The organism is Paraburkholderia phenazinium, from assembly GCF_900142845.1.
Classification (GTDB): Bacteria; Pseudomonadota; Gammaproteobacteria; order Burkholderiales; family Burkholderiaceae; genus Paraburkholderia; species Paraburkholderia phenazinium_A.
On record NZ_FSRU01000002.1, the window covers coordinates 1,423,862 to 1,448,388 of the forward strand.

At 64.2% G+C, this 24,527-nt stretch carries 23 protein-coding genes; 11 read left to right on the forward strand and 12 right to left on the reverse strand.

The features are described from left to right. Positions 1-87 precede the first annotated feature (87 nt). The 4 genes from tilS to cysS all read right to left on the reverse strand — a co-directional run bounded on the left by tilS (position 88) and on the right by cysS (position 5,263). Complete coding sequence (tilS, locus tag BUS12_RS23415; RefSeq protein WP_074299743.1) at positions 88-1,560, reverse strand: tRNA lysidine(34) synthetase TilS; 1,473 nt, start codon at positions 1,558-1,560, stop codon at positions 88-90. A gap of 44 nt (positions 1,561-1,604) precedes the next feature. After that, positions 1,605-2,576, reverse strand: a complete 972-nt coding sequence (locus BUS12_RS23420; RefSeq protein ID WP_074299745.1) for an acetyl-CoA carboxylase carboxyltransferase subunit alpha — start codon at positions 2,574-2,576, stop codon at positions 1,605-1,607. Positions 2,577-2,783: 207 nt separating this feature from the next. Further along, positions 2,784-3,818 carry a DNA-3-methyladenine glycosylase family protein gene (locus tag BUS12_RS23425; RefSeq protein WP_074299747.1) on the reverse strand — a complete coding sequence of 345 codons (1,035 nt, stop codon included), beginning with the start codon at positions 3,816-3,818 and terminating at the stop codon, positions 2,784-2,786. A 47-nt stretch (positions 3,819-3,865) separates the two neighbouring features. After that, entirely contained in the window at positions 3,866-5,263 is a 1,398-nt protein-coding gene (cysS, locus tag BUS12_RS23430) for a cysteine--tRNA ligase (RefSeq protein ID WP_074299749.1), read from the reverse strand. 244 nt (positions 5,264-5,507) lie between these two features. On the opposite strand from cysS, the gene BUS12_RS23435 reads away from it, so the two are divergent. The 4 genes from BUS12_RS23435 to BUS12_RS23450 all read left to right on the forward strand — a co-directional run bounded on the left by BUS12_RS23435 (position 5,508) and on the right by BUS12_RS23450 (position 8,469). Beyond that, complete coding sequence (locus tag BUS12_RS23435; RefSeq protein ID WP_074299751.1) at positions 5,508-6,236, forward strand: tetratricopeptide repeat protein; 729 nt, start codon at positions 5,508-5,510, stop codon at positions 6,234-6,236. Positions 6,237-6,278: 42 nt separating this feature from the next. Continuing rightward, on the forward strand, positions 6,279-6,860 hold the full coding sequence (locus BUS12_RS23440) for a peptidylprolyl isomerase (protein ID WP_074299753.1): 582 nt from the start codon (positions 6,279-6,281) through the stop codon (positions 6,858-6,860). Between the two features lie 130 nt (positions 6,861-6,990). Then, a complete protein-coding gene (locus BUS12_RS23445) occupies positions 6,991-7,485 on the forward strand; it encodes a peptidylprolyl isomerase (protein ID WP_074264214.1) in 495 nt (164 codons plus the stop codon). 186 nt (positions 7,486-7,671) lie between these two features. Then, on the forward strand, positions 7,672-8,469 hold the full coding sequence (locus BUS12_RS23450; protein ID WP_074299755.1) for a UDP-2,3-diacylglucosamine diphosphatase: 798 nt from the start codon (positions 7,672-7,674) through the stop codon (positions 8,467-8,469). A gap of 58 nt (positions 8,470-8,527) precedes the next feature. Here BUS12_RS23450 and cysE read toward each other — a convergent pair whose 3' ends face one another. Together cysE and BUS12_RS23460 are read right to left on the reverse strand one after the other, a co-directional pair. Then, positions 8,528-9,337, reverse strand: a complete 810-nt coding sequence (cysE, locus tag BUS12_RS23455) for a serine O-acetyltransferase (protein ID WP_074299757.1) — start codon at positions 9,335-9,337, stop codon at positions 8,528-8,530. 191 nt (positions 9,338-9,528) lie between these two features. Beyond that, on the reverse strand, positions 9,529-10,395 hold the full coding sequence (locus BUS12_RS23460) for an RNA methyltransferase (protein ID WP_437123889.1): 867 nt from the start codon (positions 10,393-10,395) through the stop codon (positions 9,529-9,531). Between the two features lie 284 nt (positions 10,396-10,679). Between BUS12_RS23460 and BUS12_RS23465 the strand changes: the two genes are divergently transcribed. Both BUS12_RS23465 and lplT read left to right on the forward strand, forming a co-directional pair. Next, the gene (locus BUS12_RS23465; RefSeq protein ID WP_074299761.1) at positions 10,680-11,483 is read left to right on the forward strand and encodes an inositol monophosphatase family protein; all 804 of its coding nucleotides are present in this window, start codon (positions 10,680-10,682) and stop codon (positions 11,481-11,483) included. Positions 11,484-11,751: 268 nt separating this feature from the next. After that, the gene (gene lplT / locus BUS12_RS23470; protein WP_074299763.1) at positions 11,752-13,050 is read left to right on the forward strand and encodes a lysophospholipid transporter LplT; all 1,299 of its coding nucleotides are present in this window, start codon (positions 11,752-11,754) and stop codon (positions 13,048-13,050) included. A gap of 123 nt (positions 13,051-13,173) precedes the next feature. Here lplT and BUS12_RS23475 read toward each other — a convergent pair whose 3' ends face one another. Next, complete coding sequence (locus BUS12_RS23475; RefSeq protein WP_074299765.1) at positions 13,174-14,025, reverse strand: ketopantoate reductase family protein; 852 nt, start codon at positions 14,023-14,025, stop codon at positions 13,174-13,176. Between the two features lie 65 nt (positions 14,026-14,090). On the opposite strand from BUS12_RS23475, the gene BUS12_RS23480 reads away from it, so the two are divergent. After that, complete coding sequence (locus BUS12_RS23480; RefSeq protein ID WP_074299768.1) at positions 14,091-14,957, forward strand: LysR family transcriptional regulator; 867 nt, start codon at positions 14,091-14,093, stop codon at positions 14,955-14,957. A gap of 203 nt (positions 14,958-15,160) precedes the next feature. Here BUS12_RS23480 and BUS12_RS23485 read toward each other — a convergent pair whose 3' ends face one another. From BUS12_RS23485 to BUS12_RS23500, 4 genes are all read right to left on the reverse strand, one after another. Then, positions 15,161-16,552: an FAD-binding oxidoreductase gene (locus BUS12_RS23485; RefSeq protein ID WP_074299770.1), complete on the reverse strand. Its 1,392-nt coding sequence runs from the start codon at positions 16,550-16,552 to the stop codon at positions 15,161-15,163. Positions 16,553-16,647: 95 nt separating this feature from the next. Then, complete coding sequence (locus tag BUS12_RS23490) at positions 16,648-16,860, reverse strand: DUF1059 domain-containing protein (protein WP_074299772.1); 213 nt, start codon at positions 16,858-16,860, stop codon at positions 16,648-16,650. A gap of 126 nt (positions 16,861-16,986) precedes the next feature. Continuing rightward, positions 16,987-17,337, reverse strand: coding sequence for a transposase (locus tag BUS12_RS23495; RefSeq protein ID WP_074299774.1), 351 nt, complete (start codon positions 17,335-17,337; stop codon positions 16,987-16,989). A 140-nt stretch (positions 17,338-17,477) separates the two neighbouring features. After that, positions 17,478-17,816 (reverse strand): YciI family protein, encoded by a 339-nt coding sequence (locus BUS12_RS23500; protein WP_074299776.1) that lies wholly within the window; start codon positions 17,814-17,816, stop codon positions 17,478-17,480. A gap of 248 nt (positions 17,817-18,064) precedes the next feature. Between BUS12_RS23500 and mutS the strand changes: the two genes are divergently transcribed. Next, positions 18,065-20,749 carry a DNA mismatch repair protein MutS gene (mutS, locus tag BUS12_RS23505; protein ID WP_074299778.1) on the forward strand — a complete coding sequence of 895 codons (2,685 nt, stop codon included), beginning with the start codon at positions 18,065-18,067 and terminating at the stop codon, positions 20,747-20,749. Beyond that, positions 20,736-22,073 carry a hypothetical protein gene (locus tag BUS12_RS23510; protein WP_074301664.1) on the forward strand — a complete coding sequence of 446 codons (1,338 nt, stop codon included), beginning with the start codon at positions 20,736-20,738 and terminating at the stop codon, positions 22,071-22,073. Before mutS ends, BUS12_RS23510 begins: the two co-directional genes overlap by 14 nt. Here the strand turns inward: BUS12_RS23510 and BUS12_RS23515 are convergent. Further along, complete coding sequence (locus tag BUS12_RS23515) at positions 22,053-22,595, reverse strand: FKBP-type peptidyl-prolyl cis-trans isomerase (RefSeq protein ID WP_074299780.1); 543 nt, start codon at positions 22,593-22,595, stop codon at positions 22,053-22,055. The two genes, BUS12_RS23510 and BUS12_RS23515, sit on opposite strands and share 21 nt — an antisense overlap. 32 nt (positions 22,596-22,627) lie before the next feature. On the opposite strand from BUS12_RS23515, the gene BUS12_RS23520 reads away from it, so the two are divergent. Further along, a complete protein-coding gene (locus BUS12_RS23520) occupies positions 22,628-23,866 on the forward strand; it encodes a cupin domain-containing protein (protein ID WP_074299782.1) in 1,239 nt (412 codons plus the stop codon). A 232-nt stretch (positions 23,867-24,098) separates the two neighbouring features. Further along, the gene (locus tag BUS12_RS38905; protein WP_074299784.1) at positions 24,099-24,368 is read left to right on the forward strand and encodes a hypothetical protein; all 270 of its coding nucleotides are present in this window, start codon (positions 24,099-24,101) and stop codon (positions 24,366-24,368) included. Positions 24,369-24,527 lie beyond the last annotated feature (159 nt).

Below are 24,527 nucleotides of genomic sequence, written 5' to 3' on the forward strand. Positions count from 1 at the left end.
GCCAAGGGGTTGCGCCCTGCTCCGAGGCACCGTAGATCGTCTTGCGACGCGATTTCGGAGCTTCGCCGCAAGTGCCCGACCGGTCGGTCAGGCGATCAGCAGATCGTCGCGCCAGTCGATCCGCACGTAGCGTGCTTTCGCATCGGGAGTGCCGGTGCCGGCGTCTGCGCCGGCGGCGTCCGGCGTAGGCCAGGCCGCGCGGTTCACGCCGAGCAGCGGCACGAACAGCAGCGTGTCGCCCGCGAACAGCAGCGGCACGTCGCGCTTCCACGCCGGCACGCCGCGCTCCTGAAACAGGTTCTTGAGCGTGCGGCCCGGGCCTTGCGCACTGCTGCGCATGCGCTCGCCACCGCTGCGCGAGCGCGCCGTGAGCGGCGCCGTGCTGAGGAGCGCAACTGGCACGGCGTCAGGGTCGTCAGCAGCGGACTCGGCAAACACGAAGGTGCCGCGCCATTGCGGCAAACGCCAGATTGTTTCGCCCTGCCAGGCAAGCTCGCTCACAGCACGCGCAACGAATGCGGTCTCGTCGGCGGGCTCGGCGCTGTCGCCCGCTTCCCAGTAAATCTGCCCGCGATAGCTGCGCAACGCCTGCCCCGCATGATCGACGCGCAGGCTGTGGCCCTCGCCGGCTTCGCGCAGTTGCCGCAAGGCATCCGTGAGACGCGCGGTGGATGGCGCCGGCAACCCTACTGAGCGCATCCAGAAACGCAGGAGGTTCAGCGCGCGATCGTCGTCGAGTGCGAGCAGTGCGTCGCGTGAAAGCGCGTGGCTCACGTCGTCCGCGACGGTCTGCATGTCGAGACGCGCCAGTTCGTCGAGCAGACGTTGCGCGGACGCCGCATGGCCCGCCGTCCGCGCCAGCGCATCGCGAAAGCCCGGAAAATGGACGGACAGCGTGGGCAGCACGTCATGGCGCAAGGCATTGCGTGCATAGCGGGTATCCGCATTCGATTCGTCGTCGACCCACTTCAGCCCTCGCCCCGCCGCGTACTGCTCTAGTTGCGCGCGCAACAATCGCAGCAGCGGCCGCACGCGCGTCACCGTAGCGCCGGCGGGCAAGTACTCGTGGGCCATCGCGGCAAGACCGGCCAGCCCGGCTCCGCGCAGCAACTGCAGCAGCACCGTTTCGGCCTGATCGTCGGCATGCTGCGCGAGCCACAGCGTGCTCGCGCCGTGCTGCGCACACAACGCGTCGAGCGCACGATAACGCGCCTCGCGCGCAGCCGCCTCGACGCTCACGCCCGCCTCGCACACAACCTCGACACGCTCTGCCGCAAACGCGATGCCACGCTCGCGCGCGAACGCCTCGCAGTGCGCGAGCCAGTGATCGGCGTGAGGACTGAGACCGTGATGAACATGCAGCGCGATGCAACGCGACGGGCCGGCGACGCGCACCGCGGCGTCGAGCAATACGCTGGAGTCGATACCGCCGCTGAATGCGATCGCCACGCGTGCGTCTGCCGCATGCCCGGAGCGAGCAGACGGAGACAGCGCAGAAAGCGCTGCGCCGACCGCCTCGAGAACGAGGCGGTCGGCGGGAGAGTCAGCGGGGTGGGTCACGGCGCGGCGGCGCTAAGCGCCCTGGAGTGTGGAGTACGGCCGGCTTATACGCCCGGCGTCGTTTCCTTGAACTTGCCGTACGACATCAGCCGGTCGAAGCGGCGTTGACGCAGGTCCGGAACGCTCATGCCCTGGAACTGACGCAGCGAATCGGCCAGCGCGCGGCGCAACATGGCGGCCATGCCCTTCGGATCGCGATGCGCGCCGCCGAGCGGCTCGTTGACGATCTTGTCGATCAGGCCGAGCGCCTTCAGACGATGCGCGGTGAGGCCCAGCGCTTCGGCCGCTTCCGGCGCCTTCGCCGCGCTCTTCCACAGAATCGACGCGCAGCCTTCCGGCGAGATCACCGAGTAGGTCGAGAATTGCAGCATCAGCACACTGTCGCCCACGGCGATAGCCAGCGCGCCGCCCGAACCGCCTTCACCGATGATCGTCGAGATGATCGGCGTTTTCAGTTCGGCCATCACGTACAGATTGCGGCCAATGGCTTCCGACTGGCCGCGCTCTTCCGCGCCGATGCCGGGATAAGCGCCCGGCGTGTCGATAAACGTGAAGAGCGGCAAGCCGAATTTTTCGGCGAGACGCATCAACCGTTCGGCCTTGCGATAGCCTTCCGGACGCGGCATGCCGAAGTTGCGCAGCGAGCGCTCCTTGGTGTCGCGCCCCTTCTGGTGGCCGATCACCATGCATGCCTGACCGTTGAAACGCGCAAAGCCGCCGACAATCGCCAGATCGTCCGCGAACGCACGGTCGCCGTGCAGTTCGTGGAAATCGGTGAACAGTTCGGCCACGTAATCGAACGTGTATGGGCGCTGCGGATGACGGGCAATTTGCGAAACCTGCCACGGGGACAGGTTGGCGTAGAGATCCTTGGTGAGCTGCTGACTCTTCTTGGACAGCCGCTCGATTTCTTCCGAAATATCGACGGCCGAATCGTCCTGCACGAAGCGCAATTCTTCGATCTTCGCTTCGAGTTCCGCGATCGGCTGCTCGAAATCCAGAAAAGTGGTCTTCATTGGTTTTAATCCTTGGACTTACCAGGCAGCGCGTATTCTAACCGCGACCGCCGCTGTCAAAACTACCTCGAAACTATCGACTCATAAAAATCGATAGCATAGAGGCAGCATCACATCAAACTAGATTCCGCAAGAAAACGCCGGGCCGCCCCAAGTTCGCTTACCGCCCCCTTGTGGGGCCTGGCGCGAAGCGTCAGGCTTGGGCGCTCAATAATCCACCGGCAACGGATCCAGACTACGCCACATATACCAGGTTGCGACCGTACGCCACGGTTCCCAGTTCGCGGCCACCTCGCGCGCTTCGCTGCGCGTCACCGGTTCGCCGCTGAAATAGTTGAGGCTGATTGCGCGGATCAGGCCGAGGTCGTCGAGCGGCAGAACGTCCGGGCGCGACAGATTGAAGATCAGAAACATCTCCGCGGTCCAGCGGCCGATGCCGCGGATCTGCGTGAGCTCGGCGATCACCGCCTCGTCTTCCATCGAGGTCCACTTGCCCACGTGCAACGCACCGGAAACGAAGTGCTCGGCCAGATCGAGAATGTATTCCGCCTTGCGCTTCGACAGGCCGCATGCCATCAGCTTGTCCTGGCCGAGCTTGATGAACTGCTGCGGCACGAGCTTCGGACAGGCGCTTTCGACACGCTGCCACGCAGCCTGCGCCGAGGCCACCGAGATTTGCTGTCCCACGACGGAACGCGCGAGCGTGACGAACGGATCGCCGCGGCTCAGCAGATGCACCGGACCGAATTTCGGAATCAGTTTCTTGAGGATGCGGTCGCGCTTGACGAGATCGGCGCAGGCCTTGTCCCAGTACGCAGGGCGCGTGACTTCCGGCGTCAGGCCGCCCACCTGCACCGCCACGGCGACATCCGCATCGTCGAGGACACGCGTCTTGCGGACAACTTCGCCCTCATGCAGATCATCGCGCGCGAGTTCCTGCGCGTCGTCGACGCGTTCGGCCGGCACGGCGCCGTTACCGCCATGATGTTTCGCACGCGACACGCGCGGCGCTTTCGCCCCCTTGGCGAGCTTCGGCGCATGCGCAGACGCACCGTTGAGCGCGCGCTTCACGGCGGTCTTTTTTGCGGTACTGCCTGTCTTGCCGGCGACCTTAGCCAATGCCGGCGATGCCGACGCTGCTTTCGCCGCGCTGCCGCTGCGCGTGCGCGTCGATTTCACTGCGGCTGCCGCGCCTGTTTGAGACGCAGCCCGTTTAGCCAGCGTCTTCGTGGCCGTTGCCATCCTGCCTCCTGCCTGGCGAGTCGATCAAAGGGAAGTACGAGGTGCGCTCACACGCGCCGCCACTCGGTCAACCCGCCGGGTTTGTCTTCAAGTGCAACGCCGGCTTCGAGCAATTCGGCCCGAATCCGGTCTGCTGCCGCATAGTCCTTCGCCTGCTTGGCGGCCACGCGCGCGGCGATCTTTGCTTCGATCGCGGCGGCGCCGAGCGCGCCTTCACTCGCGCTGCCCGCAGCCTGCTGCAGGAACGCACGCGGCTCACGGCCGAGCAGTCCGACGATGCGCGCAAGCGCACGCAGTTGTCGGGCCAGCGCGGCATCGCGCGTGCGATTGACCTCACTTGCCAACTCGAACAGCACCGACACTGCCACCGGCGTGTTGAAGTCGTCGTTCATCGCCGCGCGAAAACGCTGCGCGTGCGCTTCGTTCCAGTCGAGTTCGGCCTCGTCCGGCGTCACATCCTTCAACGACGTGTACAGGCGCGTGAGAGCGTTGCGCGCGTCGTCGATATGCGTGTCGCTATAGTTCAGCGGCGAACGGTAGTGCGCTCGCGCAATGAAAAAGCGCACGACTTCGGCATCGTACTGCGCCAGCACTTCGCGGATCGTAAAGAAGTTGCCGAGCGACTTCGACATCTTCTCATTGTCGATCTGAACGTAGCCGTTGTGCATCCAGTAATTGACAAACGTTTGACCTGTCGCGCCTTCGCTTTGCGCGATTTCGTTTTCGTGGTGCGGAAACTGCAGGTCCTGCCCGCCGCCATGAATGTCGAAATGGTCGCCGAGCAACGTGCAGCCCATCGCCGAGCATTCAATGTGCCAACCTGGACGGCCGCGCCCGTATTTCGAATCCCAACCCGTGTCCGCCGGCTCCTCGGGCTTGGCCTGTTTCCACAGGACAAAATCCAGCGGATCCAGCTTCGCGTCGTTAGCCGCGACACGCTCGCCGGCCCGCAGGTCTTCGAGCGATTTGCCCGATAGCTTGCCGTAACCAGAAAATTTGCGCACGGCGTAATTCACGTCGCCGTCACCGGCCTGATACGCGTAGCCGTTGGCCTCGAGCTTTTCAATCATGCCGAGCATCTGCGGAATATAGTCCGTGGCGCGCGGTTCGCGGTCGGGCCGCTCGATGCCGAGTGCGTCCGCATCTTCATGCAGCGCCGCGATGAAGCGATCGGTCAGCGACTTGATCGTCTCGCCGTTCTCGACCGCGCGGCGGATGATCTTGTCGTCGATATCGGTAATATTGCGCACGTAGGTCACGTTGTAGCCGAGCGTACGCAGCCAACGCTGCACGATGTCGAACACAACCATCACGCGTGCGTGACCGATATGACAGTAGTCATACACCGTCATCCCGCAGACGTACATCCGTACGACGCCCTCTTGCAGCGGCACGAAAGTTTGCTTGTCACGCGCGAGCGTGTTGTAGATGCGCAGTGATTCCATAGAGACGATGCGTGGGCCGAAAGAAATCCGCAATGTGTTTCGTGCGCGCCGTGCCCGCTCCAGACAAAACAGGCATGGCGGGTATGGCACATACAACAGCAGCAAACCGGTGCACCTAATGCGGCGGTCAGGCTGCGATCAAGGCGGAGACGACCACGAGTGGCGAAAAGACAGTCTGTGGTTCGACGGAACGCGCAGACCTTTTGTTAGAATGGGTCGGAGTATAACATCCAGACCTGAGCCTATGAAACCTTCCAGCGGCCGCGCGCGAAGCGCCGCGACCCTCGCCGCGACGGCCCTGTGCGGCCTCGCTGTCATGCTATTGCCGGGCGCCTCCGCGTATGCGCAGAAGACGCCCGTCACGGCGCAAGGCCCGGCCGTGCGCGACGGCACACCGGAAATCGACACCTCGATCGAGCAAAAAAACTGGAACGCCGCGCTCACGCAACTCGACGCACGCATTGCCTCGAATCCGCGCGACGCACAGGCGCAGTTCAAGCGCGCCACCATCCTGGCTCACCTGAACCGCGACGACGAAGCGATCAACGCTTTCATCGCGCTGACGCAGACTTACCCGGAATTGCCTGAGCCGTACAACAACCTGGCTGCGCTGTACGCGAAGCACGGCCGCTATACGGAAGCCCGCGAAGCACTCGAAACCGCGACCAAGGCAAACCCCAACTACGGTCTCGCCTACGAAAATCTCGGCGACCTGTATCTGCGCCTCGCCGACTCGGCCTACCAGCGCGCGCACGACCTCGGCCAGGCCACCGGTCCGACGCAGCAGCGCCTCGCGGATATCCAGAAGATCATCTCGCCGCCGAAGAGCAGCGAGAAGCCGGTCAAGAAGGTTGCCGCGCCGGACGACTACACGAACCGCGCCACCTCGAACATTACGGAATCGCCGAGCTTCCAGTTCGGCGGCCCGAACGGTTCGCTCGCCCAGCCGCCGTATATGGCGCCGTCGCAATAAGCCCACTGATCGCCAACGTTTTTTTCCACCCTGAGGATCTTCATGAAATGGTTGATGCTGGCGCTCGGTAGCGCCGCCCTGATCGCGAACGCACCCGCTTTTGCCCAGTCCGCTACGCCGGCTGCGCATCCGTCCGTCCTCTTCAAGACCACGGACGGCGACATCCGCGTCGAGCTGTACCCCGAGAAGGCGCCGAAGACGGTCGCGAACTTCCTCGACTACGTGAAGGCCGGCCAGTACAGCGGCACGATTTTCCACCGCGTGATTCCCGGCTTCATGATCCAGGGCGGTGGCTTCACGCAGAGCTACGCGGAAAAGCCGACGCGCGCGCCGATCCCGCTTGAGAGCCGCAACGGCCTGAAGAACGCAGTCGGCACGATCGCGATGGCGCGCACCAGCGACCCGGATTCGGCCACGGCGCAATTCTTCATCAACACCGCGGATAACGCCGGCCTCGACTATCCGGGCCAGGACGGCAATGGTTACGCCGTGTTCGGCAAGGTGACCGCCGGCATGGATGTCGTGAAGAAGATCGAAGGCACGCCCACCACCACGCGCGGCCCGATGGCCGACGTGCCGCAAACGCCGATCGTGATCGAATCGGCGACCGTCGTCAGCAAGTAAACTAGCAGGTGCACGCCCCGGCGATCCTGGCGATCGCCGCCCCCTGCGCCATGCATGCCCCGGCGCGGCCCCATCCACTCCATGCGATGCGCCGCGCCTTCCACCCACCTGTTCATCAAAGGATTCCATCATGGTCGAACTGCACACGAATCACGGCGTCATCAAACTCGAACTGGACGCCGAGAAAGCACCGAAGTCGGTTGAGAACTTCCTCAACTACGTGAAGGCCGGTCACTACGACAACACGGTGTTCCACCGCGTGATCGACGGCTTCATGATCCAGGGCGGCGGTTTCGAACCCGGCATGAAGCAAAAGCCGACCGAAGCGCCGATCACCAACGAAGCGAACAACGGCCTGAAGAACGTCAACGGCTCGATCGCGATGGCACGCACCAACGACCCGCATTCGGCGACGGCGCAATTCTTCATCAACGTCAACGACAACGACTTCCTGAACCACTCGTCGCCGACGCCGCAAGGCTGGGGTTACGCGGTGTTCGGCAAGGTGGTGGACGGTCTCGACATCGTCGAAAAGATCAAGAAGGTGAAGACCGGTTCGAAGGGCTTCCATCAGGACGTGCCGGCCGACGACGTGATCATCGAGAAAGCGGTTATCGTCGAGTAAGTCGCGTAGGCATTGGGCTGTGCGCCGGCCGTGCTGTCGGCGCTAAGGCACAGCATGACTCGCTGGGTTGGGTCCGGCGCGAGCCGGGCCAACCTGCGCGTGGTACGGTCTTTTGATCCGGCCGGCGCTTGCCTCGCCGGATCAAAAGACCGCGCACTCACAGCAATTCAAATCAGGCACCCTTCAATGCTGCAAGAAACGCCGCTGCGAAGCGTCGCCGCGGGCGTGCCTGGCGAGGGCAAACGCCCGCATGGCGCACGCCCGCTGTTCTTCATTTCGGATCTGCATCTGAGCGAGACGATCCCGCACACGGTCGCCGCGTTCGAACACTTCGTGCGCGTCACCGCGGAAGAAGCCGATTCCGTTTTCATTCTCGGCGACCTGTTCGAGTACTGGATCGGCGACGACATGCTGAGCGAGCCGTTCGTCGCGCGCATGGCGGCATTGATGCACACGCTGTCCGAGCGCGGCATCGCGCTCTACATCATGCACGGCAATCGCGATTTCCTGCTCGGCAAGCGCTTCATGAAAGCGGCCGGTGCAATCTGGTTGCCCGATCCGTTCGTGATCACCGCGTTCGGCACGCGCATCACGCTCGCGCACGGCGACGCACTCTGCACGGCGGATCGCGCCTATCTGCGGTTTCGCCGTTTCGCGCGCTGCCGTTTCGCCCAGATGCTGTTTCTCGCCTCGCCGTTCAGATGGCGCCGGGCGCTCGCGGAACGGATGCGTTCGGCGAGCCAGGAAGGCCGCTCGCGGCCGGTGTCGCCCAAGTATGACGTGACGCCCGAAGGCGTGGCCGCGCTGTTCAAGGAGAGCGGGACAACAACCCTCGTGCATGGCCACACGCACCGGCCGGCTCGCCATCGCGAGCCCGGCGGCACGCGCTGGGTGCTGCCCGACTGGGATTTCGACCACGGCGAGCACCGTGGCGGCTATCTGCGCATCGACGCCGACGGACTCCGGGCATTGCCGCTCGATTGACGGCGGCGGCGCGCGTTGACCTGTTCATTGCGCTAACGGACGGGTACCGCCCACGCCCTCAGCGTTCGAGCGCCACACCCTCTGCTTTCCCTGCAATCGCCGCGGACAAACGCCGCAAATCGAGCAGCGCCGCGTCCGCGCCTTGCAGCGCCTCGAGGCGGGTGCCGAGCCGCTCCAGCGCGGCGACGATCTCGTCGATGCGTTGCGACTGGTTCGCTGCCTGATCGATCAGGCCGTGGATGGCGAGCGACACCGGATCGTCCGCGTTCGGCGTGATGCCATACGCGCAGAATGCGGCACGCTCCGGCGCGGGCTTTGCATCACAGCCGGCCGTGGCCGTCACCGGCACCGCCGCCGGCACGATCACGCGCGCCGGATTGCCCACCGCCGTGCCGCCTGCCGGCACCGGCTTGACGACCACCGCGTTCGAACCGATTTTTGCCTCCGCGCCGATCGTAAAGCCGCCGAGCACCTTGGCGCCCGCACCGACAATCACGCCGCGCTCGAGCGTCGGATGCCGCTTGGCCCCGCGCGTCAGCGAAGTGCCGCCGAGCGTCACACCCTGATAGATCGTGCAGTCGTCGCCGATTTCCGCCGTCTCGCCGACCACCACGCCCATACCGTGATCGATAAACACGCGGCGGCCGACTGTCGCGCCCGGGTGGATCTCGATGCCCGTCAGAAAACGCGCCGTCTGCGACACGCAGCGCGCCAGCCAGCGGCGTTTGCCCCGCCACAAGGCGTGCGCCAGCCGGTGCAGCACGAGCGCATGCAGGCCCGGATAACACGTGAGCACTTCCCAGGCGCTGCGGGCGGCGGGATCGCGCTCGCGGATCGTGGCAATGTCTTCGCGAAGTCTCGTGAACATGGCAGTGACGCTTTCGTAGGGACGGGAAACCGTCGCCGCCTGACGGCGCACGACGGAACACTGCCGGTTAGCAGACCGGCAGCTTTGCTTATAGGATTTCGAGGATTGTAGGGCGATTGTGCGAAAGCTGCCGGATGCCCCCGTTGCCGGCAAGGTCGGCAACGGGGCATCCGCACGAACCCAAGCCGGCTTCAGGGCGTGCCGTCGTCCGGCTGCTTCACCTTCAGCAGGATGTGCTTGGCGATCCCGCGCACGATGTTGACCTCTTCGCGTTCGAGCCCGGAGCGGGCGAACAGGCGCCGCAGACGCGACATCAGCTTCTTCGGATTGGCCGGATCGAGAAACTCGAGCGCGACGAGTGCGTCTTCCAGGTGCGCGTACATGCCTTCGATGTCGTCGCTCTGCGCGAGCGAAGCGGCCGCCGCGCCCTGCCCTTCGACGCCGCGGCCGTTGCCTGCAGGCGCGCCAGTACCACCGCCCAGACCGAGATACGCGAGGCGCAACTCGTACGCCAGCACCTGCACGGCCTGCGCCAGATTGAGCGAGCTGTAGGCCGGATTGGCCGGAATATGCGCGAGCGCGCTGCACCGCTCGACGTCCTCGTTCGACAAACCGGTCCGCTCATTGCCGAACACCAGCGCAATCTCGCCATGCACCGCGTGCTCGCGCGCGTGCGCGGCGGCCGCGCGCGGCACAAGCTGGGGCGGCCCGTATTCGCGCGAGCGCGCCGTCAGCGCCACCGACCAGGAGACGCCATTGAGCGCATCCGCCAGCGTCGGCACGATGTGTGCGCCGGCCAGCACGTCGTCCGCACCGCTGGCCATGGCGATCGCCTCGGGATCGGACTGCACATGCGGCACGCGCGGCGCGACCAGCACGAGGCGTGAAAAACCCATTGTTTTCAGCGCCCGCGCCGCCGCCCCTACGTTGCCGGGATGGCTGGGCTCGACGAGCACGAAGCGGGTCGAGGTAAAACCGCCGCGCACGGGCGCGGCGCTGTCCGGCGCGCAGAGTTCGGACGAAGGCGGAGTGTGGGGCGTGTGGGTGTTGGCCACGATGAAAATGGGGAGCTAAAGACCGTATGGTAGCGCCAACCGGCTCGCGAACCTACCGGCATCGCGCGGCGTGCTGCCGGAGAACCCCGGAGTCGGGTAAAATCACGGCTATTCGCGCCAGTTTCGTACCAGCGCCTCGTTCTTATCCAATTCGTCTCCGTCGACGGAACGCCTGTCCAGCGGTCGTTCCGTGTTGTTTCAGCTGCGCTGTTTCAACTGATATCCAGTTCATTTTCAGCTCATTACCGGTAAGCAGCCGCGCTGCCCCGGCACAAGGATCCAGGCTCATGCATCCCATGCTCAACATCGCCGTCAAGGCCGCCCGCCGCGCCGCGCAGATCATCAACCGGGCCTCGCTCGATCTCGACCTGGTCCAGGTCAGCAAGAAACAACACAACGATTTCGTCACGGAGGTCGACAAGGCATCGGAAGCGGCAATCATCGACACGCTGAAGACCGCCTACCCCGATCACGCCATCCTCGCCGAAGAATCCGGCAAGTCGGACAACGAGTCCGAGTACCAGTGGATCATCGACCCGCTCGACGGCACCACGAACTTCATCCACGGCTTCCAGTACTACTGCGTGTCGATCGCTCTGGCGCATAAGGGCATCGTGACGCAAGCCGTCGTCTACGATCCGAACCGCAACGACCTGTTCACCGCCTCGCGCGGCCGCGGCGCGTTCCTGAACGACCGCCGCATCCGTGTGGGCCGTCGCGACCGTCTGGCCGACGGCCTGATCGGCACGGGCTTCCCGTTCCGCGAAACCGACGGCCTCGACGCCTACGGCCGCCTCTTCAAGGAAATGACCGAAGCCTGCGCCGGCCTGCGCCGCCCGGGCGCGGCTGCGCTGGATCTGGCGAACGTCGCCGCGGGCCGCCTGGACGGCTTCTTCGAACAGGGCCTGCACGCATGGGACATGGCTGCCGGCAGCCTGCTGATCACCGAAGCGGGCGGTCTGGTGGGTAACTACACGGGCGACTCGGACTTCCTGCACATCGGCGAAATCGTCGCGGGCAATCCGAAGCTGTACGCCCAGATGGTGCCGATCCTCTCGCGCTACAGCCGTACCAGGCAGCAAGCGGCGTAAGGCTGCAACGGGTGCAAAGCGGCTTCGGCCGCTTTTTTGTTGGCACCTGGCACCTGGCACCGGCGGCCGGTAGCCGATGGCCGATAGCGCTTGGCAACGGTACCGGCCCAAATGCTTGCATGCCGGAGTGCCTGCGCGGCGCCCCTGCATGCAACGCCGCTTCATGCTACAAAGCCACAGGCCGCGCCGGACTCGATTTTCGTCGCACCGTCGTACACGCTGTCATCCAATCCGGCGCGAGATCCCGCGCAGCATCCCGAACTGCTTAATGAAAAAAGGCTTCTATACGATCATCGCGGCGCAGTTCGTGTCATCGCTCGCCGACAATGCGCTGCTGATCGCGGCGATTGCACTGCTCTCGGTGATCCGCTCGTCGGCCTGGGTCACGCCCATGCTGCAGATTTTCTTCACAGTGTCGTACGTGCTGCTGGCGCCGTTCGTCGGTGCGTTCGCCGATGCGCTGCAAAAACGCCATGTGATGTTCGTCTCGAACGCGCTCAAGGCGAGCGGCTGCCTGATGATGATCGCCGGCGTGCATCCGATGATCGCCTATGGCGTGGTCGGCTTCGGCGCGGCGGCCTACTCCCCCGCCAAATACGGCATCCTGACTGAATTGCTGCCCGCCGACCGGCTGGTCGCGGCGAACGCGTGGCTCGAGTCCGCCACCGTGCTGTCGACGATCGTCGGCACCATGCTCGGCGGCGCGCTGATCAGCACCTATGCGACTCACTTTGTCGCGCACGCGCACCTGCCGCTGATCCGTTCCGCGGCCGACCTGGCGATGCTCGCCGTCATGCTGACCTATGCGATCGCCGCCGTCATCAACGTGGGCATCCCCGATACGGGCGCGCGCTATCCGAACCGCCTCAAGGAACCGAAGAAGCTGGTCGGCGATTTCACGCATTGCTTCAACGTGCTGTGGGCCGACAAGCTCGCGCAGATCGCGCTGTGGGTGACCACGCTGATGTGGGGCGGCGCGGTGACGCTGCAGTTGCTGGTGCTGAAGTGGGCCGACGTGAACCTTGGGTTGTCGCTCTCGAAGGCGGCCGTCATGCAGGGCATCACGGGGCTCGGCATCGCCGTCGGCGCGGCCGCCGCCGCGACGCTGGTGCCGCTGCGCAGTTCGCTGAAGGTGCTGCCGGTCGGCATCATTACCGGCGCGGTCGCAATCGCCATGGCGTTCTACAGCAAGGGACTGTTTCCACCGGGCATGGGCATTCGCGTCGGTCCGTTTGTGGCGCCGATCTATATCGTGCTCGCCTATCCGCTGATGATCCTGCTCGGCGCGCTGTCGGGATTTTTCATTGTGCCGATGAATGCCCTGCTGCAGCATCGCGGCGCGACGTTGCTGTCCGCGGGGCATTCCATCGCCGTGCAGAATTTCAACCAGAATCTGGCGGTGCTGCTGATGCTGGGTCTCTATGCGATTCTGCTCACGGCGAAGCTGCCGGTGCCCTGGATCATCGTGGTGTTCGGCAGCTTCATCACCTTCATGATGTGGATGGCGAAACGCCGTAGCAACACGAATGCGCGCACCGTCGATATGCGGGCGATGCTCGAGGAATGAGGATGCATCGGAGTACGCGCTAAAGCCTCGACCTGAACAGCTAACGCGAGAAGACCCTCAAGGGACATTCGCCCACTCCGTTCATCGATGGCGCGTTGAGAATGGCTAGCCGCCCTTCGCAAGCTAAGGTCGAAGCGCCAGCAAGCGCGGGGTTTTGCCGGGCCCGGCTGCCGCCATCGCATCGATCAGCGCGCGCGTCTCCGTTGGGCCGAACTCACCGAGATCCTTGACGGGCCGCGAGCGACTCAGAAGCCACAACACACCCGTGCGCGCGAACGACGGCATATGCAAAAGCGTCGCGAGCACGCGAGGCTTCGGCGTGTGGCCCAGACCGCGGACCAGTTCGAAACCTTCCGTCCATGCAACCTCAAGCTGTCTTGCCTCGGACCATGTGAGCTGGGTAGCTCGCCGCCACGTGAGCAATGCCGCGAGAAAAAGCGGCACCACAAGCGCGACGTGACTTCGGAGGAATGCGTCCATGTCGTCCTCCACCTCGCACGGCATCCCGGCCTCCTTGAAGCGTTTCGCCAGCACGGCGTTTGACATCGTCGTTACCATGCCGGGGCCATCCACCCGAAAGCGTAGCCGCTGGTCCACCAGATAAGCCGACATATTCGGGAACCCGAAGGCGAAGCGTTCGGCGCCTACGAGGGTCCGATAGGGTTCGGTGCCTTGAAACGTATTGAACATCAGCAGGATGGTGTTCGCGCGGCTCGCCGATAACGCCGGCAGAAGCGGGGCGAGCTGGTGTTCGGGGACGGTGACGATCGCCAGATCGTAGGGGATGGCCGGATCGAACGCCGCCTCGACCTTGACCGGCATGCGTTGCCCGTCAACGGCGACGATTGCGCCGTCGCGACTCAGCGCGGCGAGACGCGCACCTCGCGCCACGACTGCGACGTCATGGCCGGCTTTGGCTAGGCAGAAGGCCACGGCGCTGCCGATCCGCCCCGCACCAATCAGAATGATTTTCATGGGTCAAGTTTGCGCATCCCGGATGTTCCTGTATACGGAATATCACGGTAAGCTGATGCCCATATATGGAAACACTTTCCTGGGACGATCTGCGTATTCTTCTGGCGGTGCATCGAGCCGGGAGCCTGCTCGCCGCGGGCAAGGCGCTAGGCCTTTCGACCTCGACAACCGCACGCCGGCTGGATGCGCTGGAAGCTGCGATGGGCTGCCAGTTGGTGTATCGCAGCCAGTCGGGCACGGAGTTGAAGCCGGAGGCGTTGCGGATGGTGCGGCTCGCCGAAGGGCTGGCGCACGGACTCGATGCGCTGCGCCGCGATCAAACCATGCTGGCCGGGACGCTGCGGATCAGCGTGCCGGATGGCATGGCCCACACGCTCGCCCGCTCGCTGCTCGCGTTCCGCGAGGCGTATCCCCTGGTCGATCTGGAACTGGTGGGAGAGAACCGGATGGCCGATGTGGCCGCGCGTGAGGCCGACATCGCCGTTCGCCTCACGCGCTCCACGTCGAATGTGCTGGTGGAAAAGCACCTGGCCAGTTTCCGGTTCGCGCTGTTCGCGTCCTCAGACTATGTGCGGCGCCATCTGCCTACGCGTCGGCTCGGCAAGGGTGAGGCGTCGGTGCATCCGTTTGTCGGACTCGACGAGCGCTGGAAAGGACTGCCGCACGAGCAATGGATGCGCACGCTTGGCGCGACGCGGTTCGCGTTCCGCTCAAGTTCGATGGAAGCCATCGTGGAAGCGGTTCGTCAAGGCGCGGGCCTTGCTGCATTCCTCGAGAAAGACCCACGAAACACCGACCTCATTCGCGTCGAAACGGATATCGTGGGCCCCACTCAGCCGTTCTATCTGGTCTATCACCGCGATCTGCGCAAGCAGCCGCACGTTCGCGCGGCCGTGACGGCAATCGAGGCCTACATGCGCGCGCATCGCTAATCGGGTTCGCGCAGGCCCGGCGCCCCACGCCCTGGCGCGTGCTGCGATCCCGTTCTGCATCAATAGACGCATTCAATGCGATTTTTCGTTTTCATGGGTAGGCGCACCTTTCCCCGTAACGCCGGCAGGAAACGCGCGCGTTTCGGTGACGACGCGCGCCTGGCATGCCGGATCGTGGACGACGGGTGCGCACCAGGCGCCCGCTATGACGCAGAAGGCTTGATGTTCTGGTTATGCCGGAACAGGTTGTGCGGGTCGTATCGGGTCTTCACCGCGACCAGACGGTCGTAGTTCGGACCATAGGCCGCACCGATCCGCTCGCTCTCGTCCTGCGTCAGGAAGTTGACGTACACGCTGCCCAGCGCAAAAGGCGCAGCCGCCTCGAAGAAATCGCGCGCCCAGCCGACACACCGCTCGTCTTCCCTCGCGTCGCTCCAGCGTCCGTGCACGTTCATGACGTATTTCGTGTTACGACTCGGATAGGCCGTGGCCTCAACCGGAACAGAGGCTGTTTGCCCCCCGATCAGACCGAAGAAGATTTCGCATTGCGGCGACGGCAGCTTGCCAATGGCGTCAATCAGCACGTCCACCAAGCCGTCCGGCAACTCCGCCAGATTGTGCGATTTCCAGTAGTTGCGTGCACCGGGTGTCAGCAGTGGGTCGAATGCCTGCTGCCACATCGCATACGGCATCGGGCCGAGATGCTCGCCGTACGGGGTGCCGAAGCGCCGCACGACCTCGAGCGCGCCAGGGCCGTCGGCAACTGCGCCGACGTAGCAGCTTGCAAAAGCGATGATCGGTTTGCCATGGACCTCCGGCGGCAGGAACGGCAGCGGTGGCGCGAGGCGCAGCACCGCCCATACGGAGAGTTCGTCCGGCATATCGGCGGTTGCCGCGCGATATTTCCTGAGCGCCTCTTTCGCCTGTTCCAACGGCAATACGACGAGACCGCCGTACACCTCCGGCCCGACCGGATGCAGTCCGAATTCGAACATCGTGACGACGCCGAAATTGCCGCCGCCGCCGCGAATCGCCCAGAACAGGTCCTCATGCGCATCGGCAGCGGCACGGACCCGTTCCCCGTCCGCCGTGACGACATCCGCCGAGACGAGATTGTCGACCGTCATCCCGTATTTGCGGCTGAGCCAACCGAATCCACCGCCGAGCGTCAAGCCCGAGACGCCAGTCGTCGAATTGATCCCGAGCGGTGTCGCCAGACCGAAAGCCTGCGCTTCGTGGTCGAAATCGGCCAGCGTGGCGCCCGGTTCGACATAGGCGCGACGCGCAAGGGGATCGATCCGGACTGATTTCATCGGCGACAGGTCGATCACCAGCCCGTCGTCGCAGACGGCGCTGCCCGCGATGTTATGCGCGCCGCCGCGCACCGCCAGCAGCAGGTCGTTATCGCGCGCGAAGGCCACCGCGCGTCGGACATCGGCCACGCCCGCACAGCGCACGATCATTGCCGGGCAACGATCGATCATCGCATTCCAGATATGACGTGCTTCGTCGAAACCGGCATCGGCAGGCAGCAGCACCTGCCCTCTCGTCGCAACTTTCAGTTCTTCAATCGCATTGCTGGACAACTTGGCCATGAAACACCTCCTGGTACGCCGCCAATATTTGCTCCAATTCTCAGGGGAATTTCGACATCCTGAAGACTTCGTCTTCGTCCAGGGGGCCGACAAAATTACGCTTGACGGGGTGCGTCCACGGGCGCCGTGCCGTCATGAAATAGCGTCTTCAGTTGTGAACGCAGTTCCGGCGAATCGGCATGCTTGTGAACCGTAACCGCATGCTGTACGGCCGCCTCCAGCAACTCGCTTTCGGAATCCGCGGATAGCGCGATAGAACAGTTCATTTCGCTCGGGAATTCCCGGCAATCGATGTACTTGCGCGTCATGATGTTCTCCTCATACGAAAGTAATCAGGGGTCCTGCGATTGCGCCTCCTTGTCGCTAACGAAATGACTGTGAAAGTATAGGTCGCGTGGCGTGAATGTGAGGTCGCGCAGCGAAATTCGTGACGCTCAGGGGCGAGCGCCCGCGCGGGTGGAAGCGATAGCCGAACAGCCGCTATCGCCTCGGTCGAACCCTTCGGACGAAGCCGGCGATGCATCCTGTTCCGCCGCATCGAGTAAAGCGGCGACCTGAAGCAGGATGCCCAGCTTTTTCCATAAGATGTAACGCTGATAACAGGTTTGTTGAGGCGGAAAGGTGCCGGGCAATCGATGCCATTTTTCGCCGGTCTGCTGCAACCATAGAATTGCATTGAGAATGTCGCGCTCATTACGCCTCGGCCGACCACGACCAGCCGATACGTCGGGGAACAGATGTTCGACGCGACTCCATGCGGAGTCGGAAAGCGGAAGAGAGATCATGTTGATTGCGTGGCGGATTCGAACCGGGCGAAGACCAGCGCAATTGTTTCAGGCTTTGCTCGATGCGCTTGACCGTCCGTCTCAGTTTGGCCGTCACTTTCGATGCGGACAGGTGCCGTCTGTCCACAAGCCGCTCTCCGTCAGTGAAACGGGCGTACCTCGACCGACGCCCGACAGGCGACGGCGGCCTTGCGCCCCCAGGCCAGCGCCTCGTCCAGGTCCGCGGCTTCCAGAACCCAAAAACCGCCCACGAGTTCCTTGGTCTCCAGGTACGGGCCGTCGGTGATGCGCAGCTTGCCATCGGGCTGTACGCGCAGCGACCTCGCGCTGCCCGGCGGGCGCAGGCCGCCCACGAAGGTCCTGACACCGGCAGCCTTCATCTCGTCGTTGAGCGCGTCGATCTCGCGGGACATCGCTTCGTCCTCGACGGACGGGTCGTAGTCGTCGGGACGGTAAATCGCAACCAGATACCGTGTCATGACTTCTCTCCTGTAAGGGTCGTTGGGCGGGCCAGCTGGTTGCCCGGTTTTCACCATGTCGACGAACGGTCAAAGCGGAATTCGACAAAGCGTCCCAAAAGTTTTGGTTGGGTGGACGCTGAAGTACACAGACGTGCCGAACCGACGGGCGACCGCTCCGCGCCGATTGGCCATCCGGCCAGGGTTCATTCGGCGCGGCAACGGGTTAAACTCACGCCCTGAACAGCTAACGCAAGAAGACACTCAGGATGGGCATTCAAACCGCAGCGGCCAATGACGTCGCACAACATACGCCGATGATGCAGCAATACCTGCGCATCAAGGCGGATCATCCGGGCACGCTCGTGTTCTACCGGATGGGCGATTTCTACGAGCTGTTTTTCGACGATGCGGAGAAAGCCGCACGTCTGCTCGATCTCACGCTGACGCAGCGTGGCGCGTCGGCGGGTAACCCGATCAAGATGGCCGGCGTGCCGCATCACGCCGTCGAACAGTATCTGGCCAAGCTGGTGAAGCTTGGCGAATCGGTCGCCATCTGCGAACAGATCGGCGATCCGGCCACCTCGAAAGGGCCGGTCGAACGTAAAGTCGTGCGCGTCGTCACGCCCGGCACGCTGACCGACGCCGCGCTGCTGTCCGACAAGAACGACGTCTATCTGCTCGCCGTCTGCGTCGGCCACAACCGGCGCGGCGTGGCCACCAACGTGGGCCTCGCGTGGCTGAACCTGGCAAGCGGTGCATTGCGCCTCGCGGAAGTGGCGCCCGACCAGGCCGCCGCCGCGCTCGAACGGATTCGCCCCGCGGAAATTCTGATCGCCGACGTGACGTCCGAAGCCAGCACGTGGTCGCCGCCCACCGGTTCCGGCGCGCTGACTCGCGTACCCGTGTGGCACTTCGACGTCGCCTCGGGTACGCAGCGCCTGTGCGATCAGATGGACGTGGCGAGCCTCGACGGCTTCGGCGCGCACTCGCTGTCGAGCGCCTGCGGCGCCGCCGGCGCCTTGCTGCTCTACGCGGCCGCGACCCAGGGCCAGCAACTGCGCCATGTGCGCAGCCTCAAGGTCGAATACGAGTCCGAATATATTGGGCTCGACCCCGCCACGCGCCGCAACCTCGAACTGACCGAAACGCTGCGCGGCACCGAAAGCCCCACGCTGTGCTCGCTGCTCGACACCTGCTGCACGACAATGGGCAGCCGCCTGCTGCGTCACTGGCTGCATCATCCGCCACGCCAGGCCGCGCTTGCCCAGGCGCGCCAGCAAGCCATCGGCGCGCTGCTCGATGCACCGCCGGCGGCGAGCGTCGACACCTTGCGCGGCGCCCTGCGGCAGATCTCCGATATCGAACGGATCACCGGACGTCTCGCCTTGCTGTCCGCCCGTCCGCGCGACCTGTCGAGCCTGCGCGATACCTTCATCGCCCTGCCCGAGTTGCGCACGCTGCTGGCCGCCGTGACGGGCGCCGCGGACTCGCTCGCGCGCATCGATGCCGCGCTCGAACCGCCGGCGCCTTGCGTCGACCTGCTGAAGCTGGCGGTCGCGCCGGAACCGGCTGCGATGGTGCGCGACGGCGGCGTGATCGCGCGCGGCTACGATGCCGAACTGGACGAACTGCGCGACATCTCCGAGAACTGCGGGCAGTTCCTGATCGACCTCGAGACGCGCGAGCGGGCCCGCACCGGCATCGGCAATCTGCGCGTCGAATACAACAAGGTGCATGGCTTCTACATCGAAGTCACGCGCGGCCAGACCGACAAGGTGCCGGACGACTATCGCCGGCGCCAGACGCTGAAGAACGCCGAACGCTACATCACGCCGGAACTGAAGACCTTCGAGGACAAAGCCCTGTCGGCCCAGGAACGCGCGCTCGCACGCGAACGCTCGCTCTACGACGGCTTGCTGCAGGCCCTGCTGCCCTTCATCGCGGATTGCCAGCGGGTCGCCTCGGCGCTCGCGGAGCTGGACCTGCTGGCGGCGTTCGCCGAGCGGGCCCGCGCGCTCGACTGGGTCGCACCGTCGTTTTCGGCGAATGGCGGCATCGAGATCGAACAGGGGCGGCACCCGGTCGTCGAGGCACAGGTCGAGCAGTTCATCGCCAACGACTGCACGCTGAACCCCGAACGCAAGCTGCTGCTGATCACCGGTCCGAACATGGGCGGTAAGTCGACCTTCATGCGCCAGACCGCGCTGATCGCGTTGATGGCTTACGTGGGCAGTTACGTGCCGGCGCGGCGCGCTTCGTTCGGCCCGATCGATCGCATCTTCACGCGTATCGGCGCCGCCGACGACCTGGCCGGCGGCCGCTCCACGTTCATGGTCGAAATGACGGAGGCCGCCGCTATCCTCAACGACGCGACGCCGCAAAGCCTCGTGCTGATGGACGAAATCGGCCGCGGCACCTCGACCTTCGACGGTCTCGCCCTTGCGTGGGCCATCGCCCGGCATCTGCTGGCGCACAACGGCTGCCACACGCTATTCGCCACGCATTACTTTGAGCTGACGCAACTGCCCGCGGAATTTCCGCAAGCGGCCAACGTCCATCTCTCGGCGGTCGAGCATGGCCACGGCATCGTGTTCCTGCATGCGGTAAGCGATGGTCCGGCGAATCAGAGCTACGGTCTGCAGGTGGCCCAACTCGCCGGCGTGCCGGCCGCGGTGATCCGCGCGGCACGCAAGCATCTGGCATACCTCGAGCAGCAATCGGCGGCACAACCGGCGCCGCAACTGGATCTGTTCTCAGCGCCCCTGATGCTCCAGGACGCCGATGACGATCGCGAAGATGCCGCCCCGCCCGCCCCCGCGCTCACCGCCGCGGAGCAAGCGCTGCTCGCGCGTTTGCGGGCCATCGATCCGAACGAGTTGCGCCCGCGCGACGCGTTGGACCTGCTCTATGAACTGTACGACCTGGCCGCTGCGCCGGATGCCGATCATTGATCGGCGCCGCGACCGGCAGCCGCCGCGCACCCTGTGCGCGGCGCTGGCTGTCGCCCTGATCCTGGCGGGCGGCATGTCGCCGCGGGTGCGGGCGGCGCCGGTTCGCTATACCTTCGCCGTCATCGCCGGCACGCTGCAAAGCCCGGCGGACGAAGCGCCGACCCAGCGGCTAATCGACGCAATCGGCCGCGACCGCGACATGTCGTTCATCGTCTACGACGGCAATCTGAAGGGCGCGAAGGAAGCCTGCCGCGACTCGCTATACGAGCGGCGCCAGACCCTGCTGGAAGCGTCACGTCCGGCGCTGATCTTTATTCCGGGCCAGCACGACTGGACCGATTGCGGCACGACTGAGGCGGGTGGGTTCGATCCGGTCGAACGGCTCGACCAGTTGCGCCAGACAGTGTTCGCGGACGCCTCCTCGATGGGGCAGAACCCGCTCGCGCTCACACGCGAGAGCGAAGTCTCGCGCTTTCGGCCCTATCGCGAGAACGTGCGCTGGCAACTCGGCGACACGGTATTCATCGGCCTGAACGCGCCCGATCCGAACAATCACTATCTGACCGCCGGCGGGCGCAATGGCGAGTTCGAAGATCGTGTAGTCGCCAATGCATTCTGGCTGGAGCACGCGGCCGAATATGCGAAACGGCGTGATGCGCGTGCGATCGTGGTGTTCATTCAAGGTGATCTGGACCCCGAACGATATGAGCGGCCGGACCGTTTCGCCTGGTTGCGCTTCGCCCGCAACTCGCATCGCGACGGCTTTCTGGAACTCAAGCGCAGCCTCGTCAAGGCGGCCGAGATTTTCCGCGGGCCTGTCCTGCTGATCCATTGCGACGACCAGCGCGCAGCCGGCGGCTTTGTGATCGACCAGCCGTTACGCAACGACAAAGGGGAGGTGGTGACGAATCTCACGCGCATCGCCATTGCGCCGCGTAACCGTCTTGACCAGTGGATTCAGATTGAAGCCGATATGGCGCGCCGACCGCCGTTCCGCGTGAGTGTGCGCGACGTGCCGAAAAACCTGCCGCTGCTGCCGGTTCAGTCCACACAGGTGGCACCGGCGGTGCAGCCCGCGCCGCCGGCCGACGAGACCGCGCCCGTCTTGCCCACACCGCCCGCGCTGAATCAGTCGTTGAACCCGGCGTCGAATCTGCCGCCGCTGCTGCCCAGTTCGCCGCCATCGGAGCAGCCTGGTCCGCCGCTTCAAGGCGGCGAGGCGCCGGCCATGAATGGCGCACCCGGCATGCCCGGCACACCCAGCGCGCCCACCAGTCCGGGCGCCCCAGGCATGGCCGCCAGCTCAGTGCAGCGTGGGCCCTGACGGCTCTTCGTCGCCTTCGTCGTCATCCTCGTCGAGTACTTCCAGGCCATCCGCGCCGTGGGCGTGCTCGTGCTGGATTTCGTCTTCGGTTGCAGGGCGCACGTCCTTGACCGTCAGCGCAAAACGCAGCGCCATGCCGGCGAGCGGATGGTTGCCGTCGAGCACCACCTTGTCTTCCGCGACGTCGGTCACGACGTAGACCAGCGAGTCGATATCCTCGTCACCTTCTTCCGGCGTGCCTTCGAATTGCATACCGACTTCGAGCGGTTCGGGGAAGCGATTGCGCGGCTCGATCTTCACCAGATCGGGATCGTATTCGCCAAACGCGTCTTGCGGCTCCAGCTGGATCTGGGTCTCGAAACCAGCCTCATGGCCGTCGAGCTCTTCCTCGATCTTGGGGAACGTGCCATCATAGCCGCCGTGCAGATAGACCATCGGCTCGTCGCTTTCTTCAATCAGGTTGCCCTGCGCATCCGACAGCTTGTAAGCGACCGACACGACGGTGTTCTTTGCAATTTTCATTCGATTCTCCAGAATACAACTCACATTATACGATGCCCAAGCGGCCCCTTGACCACCCGGCGCACGCAGCTTCTACGCGGATTTCTTCGCCGGTTCTGCCGCCCTCGCCCGACGTGCCGACGCCGCTGCTCGGCAATCTCACTCCGTCGCAATTCATGCGCCGGTACTGGCAAAAGAAGCCGCTGCTGATCCGTCAGGCGATCCCGAACGTCGCCGCGCCGCTCTCGCGCGACGAGCTATTCGAGCTGGCCGATCAGGACGAAGTGGAAGCCCGTCTGATCACGCACTTTCGCAACAAATGGCAACTGGAACACGGCCCGTTTGCGGCTGACGAATTGCCTTCGCTCAAGCAGCGCGCATGGACCCTGCTGGTCCAGGGTGTCGACCTGCATGACGACCGCGCCCGCGCCCTGCTCGACCGCTTCCGCTTCGTGCCGGACGCGCGCCTCGACGACCTGATGATTTCGTATGCAAGCGACGGCGGCGGGGTCGGCCCGCACTTCGATTCGTACGACGTATTCCTGCTGCAGGTGCACGGCAAGCGTCGCTGGCGAATCAGCGCGCAGCGCGATCTGTCGTTGCGTCCCGGCGTGCCCTTGAAAGTTTTACAAAACTTCGAGCCGGAAGAGGAATGGGTGCTCGAACCGGGCGACATGCTGTATCTGCCGCCACACATCGCCCATGACGGCGTGGCCGAGGGCGAGTGCATGACCTGCTCGATCGGCTTTCGTGCGCCCTCCTCGAGCGAGCTTACCGCGCAGTTTCTGTATCATCTCGCCGAGCGCGGAGAAAGCGACGACCGCGAGGAGCGCGCGCCGAAGCTGTACCGCGACCCGCAGCAGCCCGCCGTGGCCCATCCGGCCGAGCTTCCTGCCGCGCTGGTCGAACGGGTGGGCGCGATCCTTGCTCAGGTCAGATGGAACGAGAAGGACATCGCGTCCTTCCTCGGCGCCTATCTGAGCGAACCGAAGCCGAGCGTCGTCTTCGATCCGCCCGAACAGCCGCTTAACGAAGCGCGTTTTATTCAACGCGCTTCAAACTTCGGTCTTCGACTCGACCGGAAGTCGGTTTTGCTGTACAACAGCCGCTTTTTCTTCTTGAATGGAGAAGAAAATCGGCTCGCAGGTCTGAAAAAGTGGTTGATTGAATTCGCTGATAGCCGGTGTCTGAGTGCGAAACGCTTTGTAACACTCTCAGACGATTCATCGGTGACAGCATTGCTGCACGAGTGGTATCGTGCGGGCTGGATACAAGTGGACGAGCCTGTCTAAGCTTCGTCTGCCTGTTATGAAGTACTGTGAAATTTTGTATGAGAAAGACAACGTATTGACCCCGGATTTGTCGACGGTCGATACGAAAGTGCATATAATTTCCGCCCAAGCCGTAGGGAAGATTCACGCTCTTGTGAAGTGCGTCTCCACCAGCGGCCCAGGTCGGTGTTGGAGCACATTACCGGTATTATTTTGCGCTGTTGCTTACCTTTAACCATAAAAGGACGTGATCATGAAGAAATCCCTCCTCGTAGCATCCCTGTTGGCAGCTGTGGCACTGGCTGCATGCAACAAGAGCAGCGACCAAGCAGCTGCCCCGGCTAGCGATGCATCGGCTGCTTCGGCACCTGCTGCTGCTTCGGATGCAGGCGCTGCTGCTTCGAGCGCTGCTGCTGCGAGCGACGCTGCTGCTTCGGCTACTACCGCTGCTTCGGACGCAGGCGCTGCAGCTTCGGATGCTGCTGCTTCGGCTGCTGCTCCGGCTTCGGGCGCAAGCCAGTAAGCTGTCGTACAGGGTTCGCCTCTGGGCGAAAACTGCACCGGCGGATCAACCCGATCTGCTGGTGCAGTAAAGCAAAACGCCACGGATTCACATCCGTGGCGTTTTGCCTTTCTGAGGCCCTTTCTGAAGCCGGTTCTTTCTAAGTCCGATTCTGTCTGA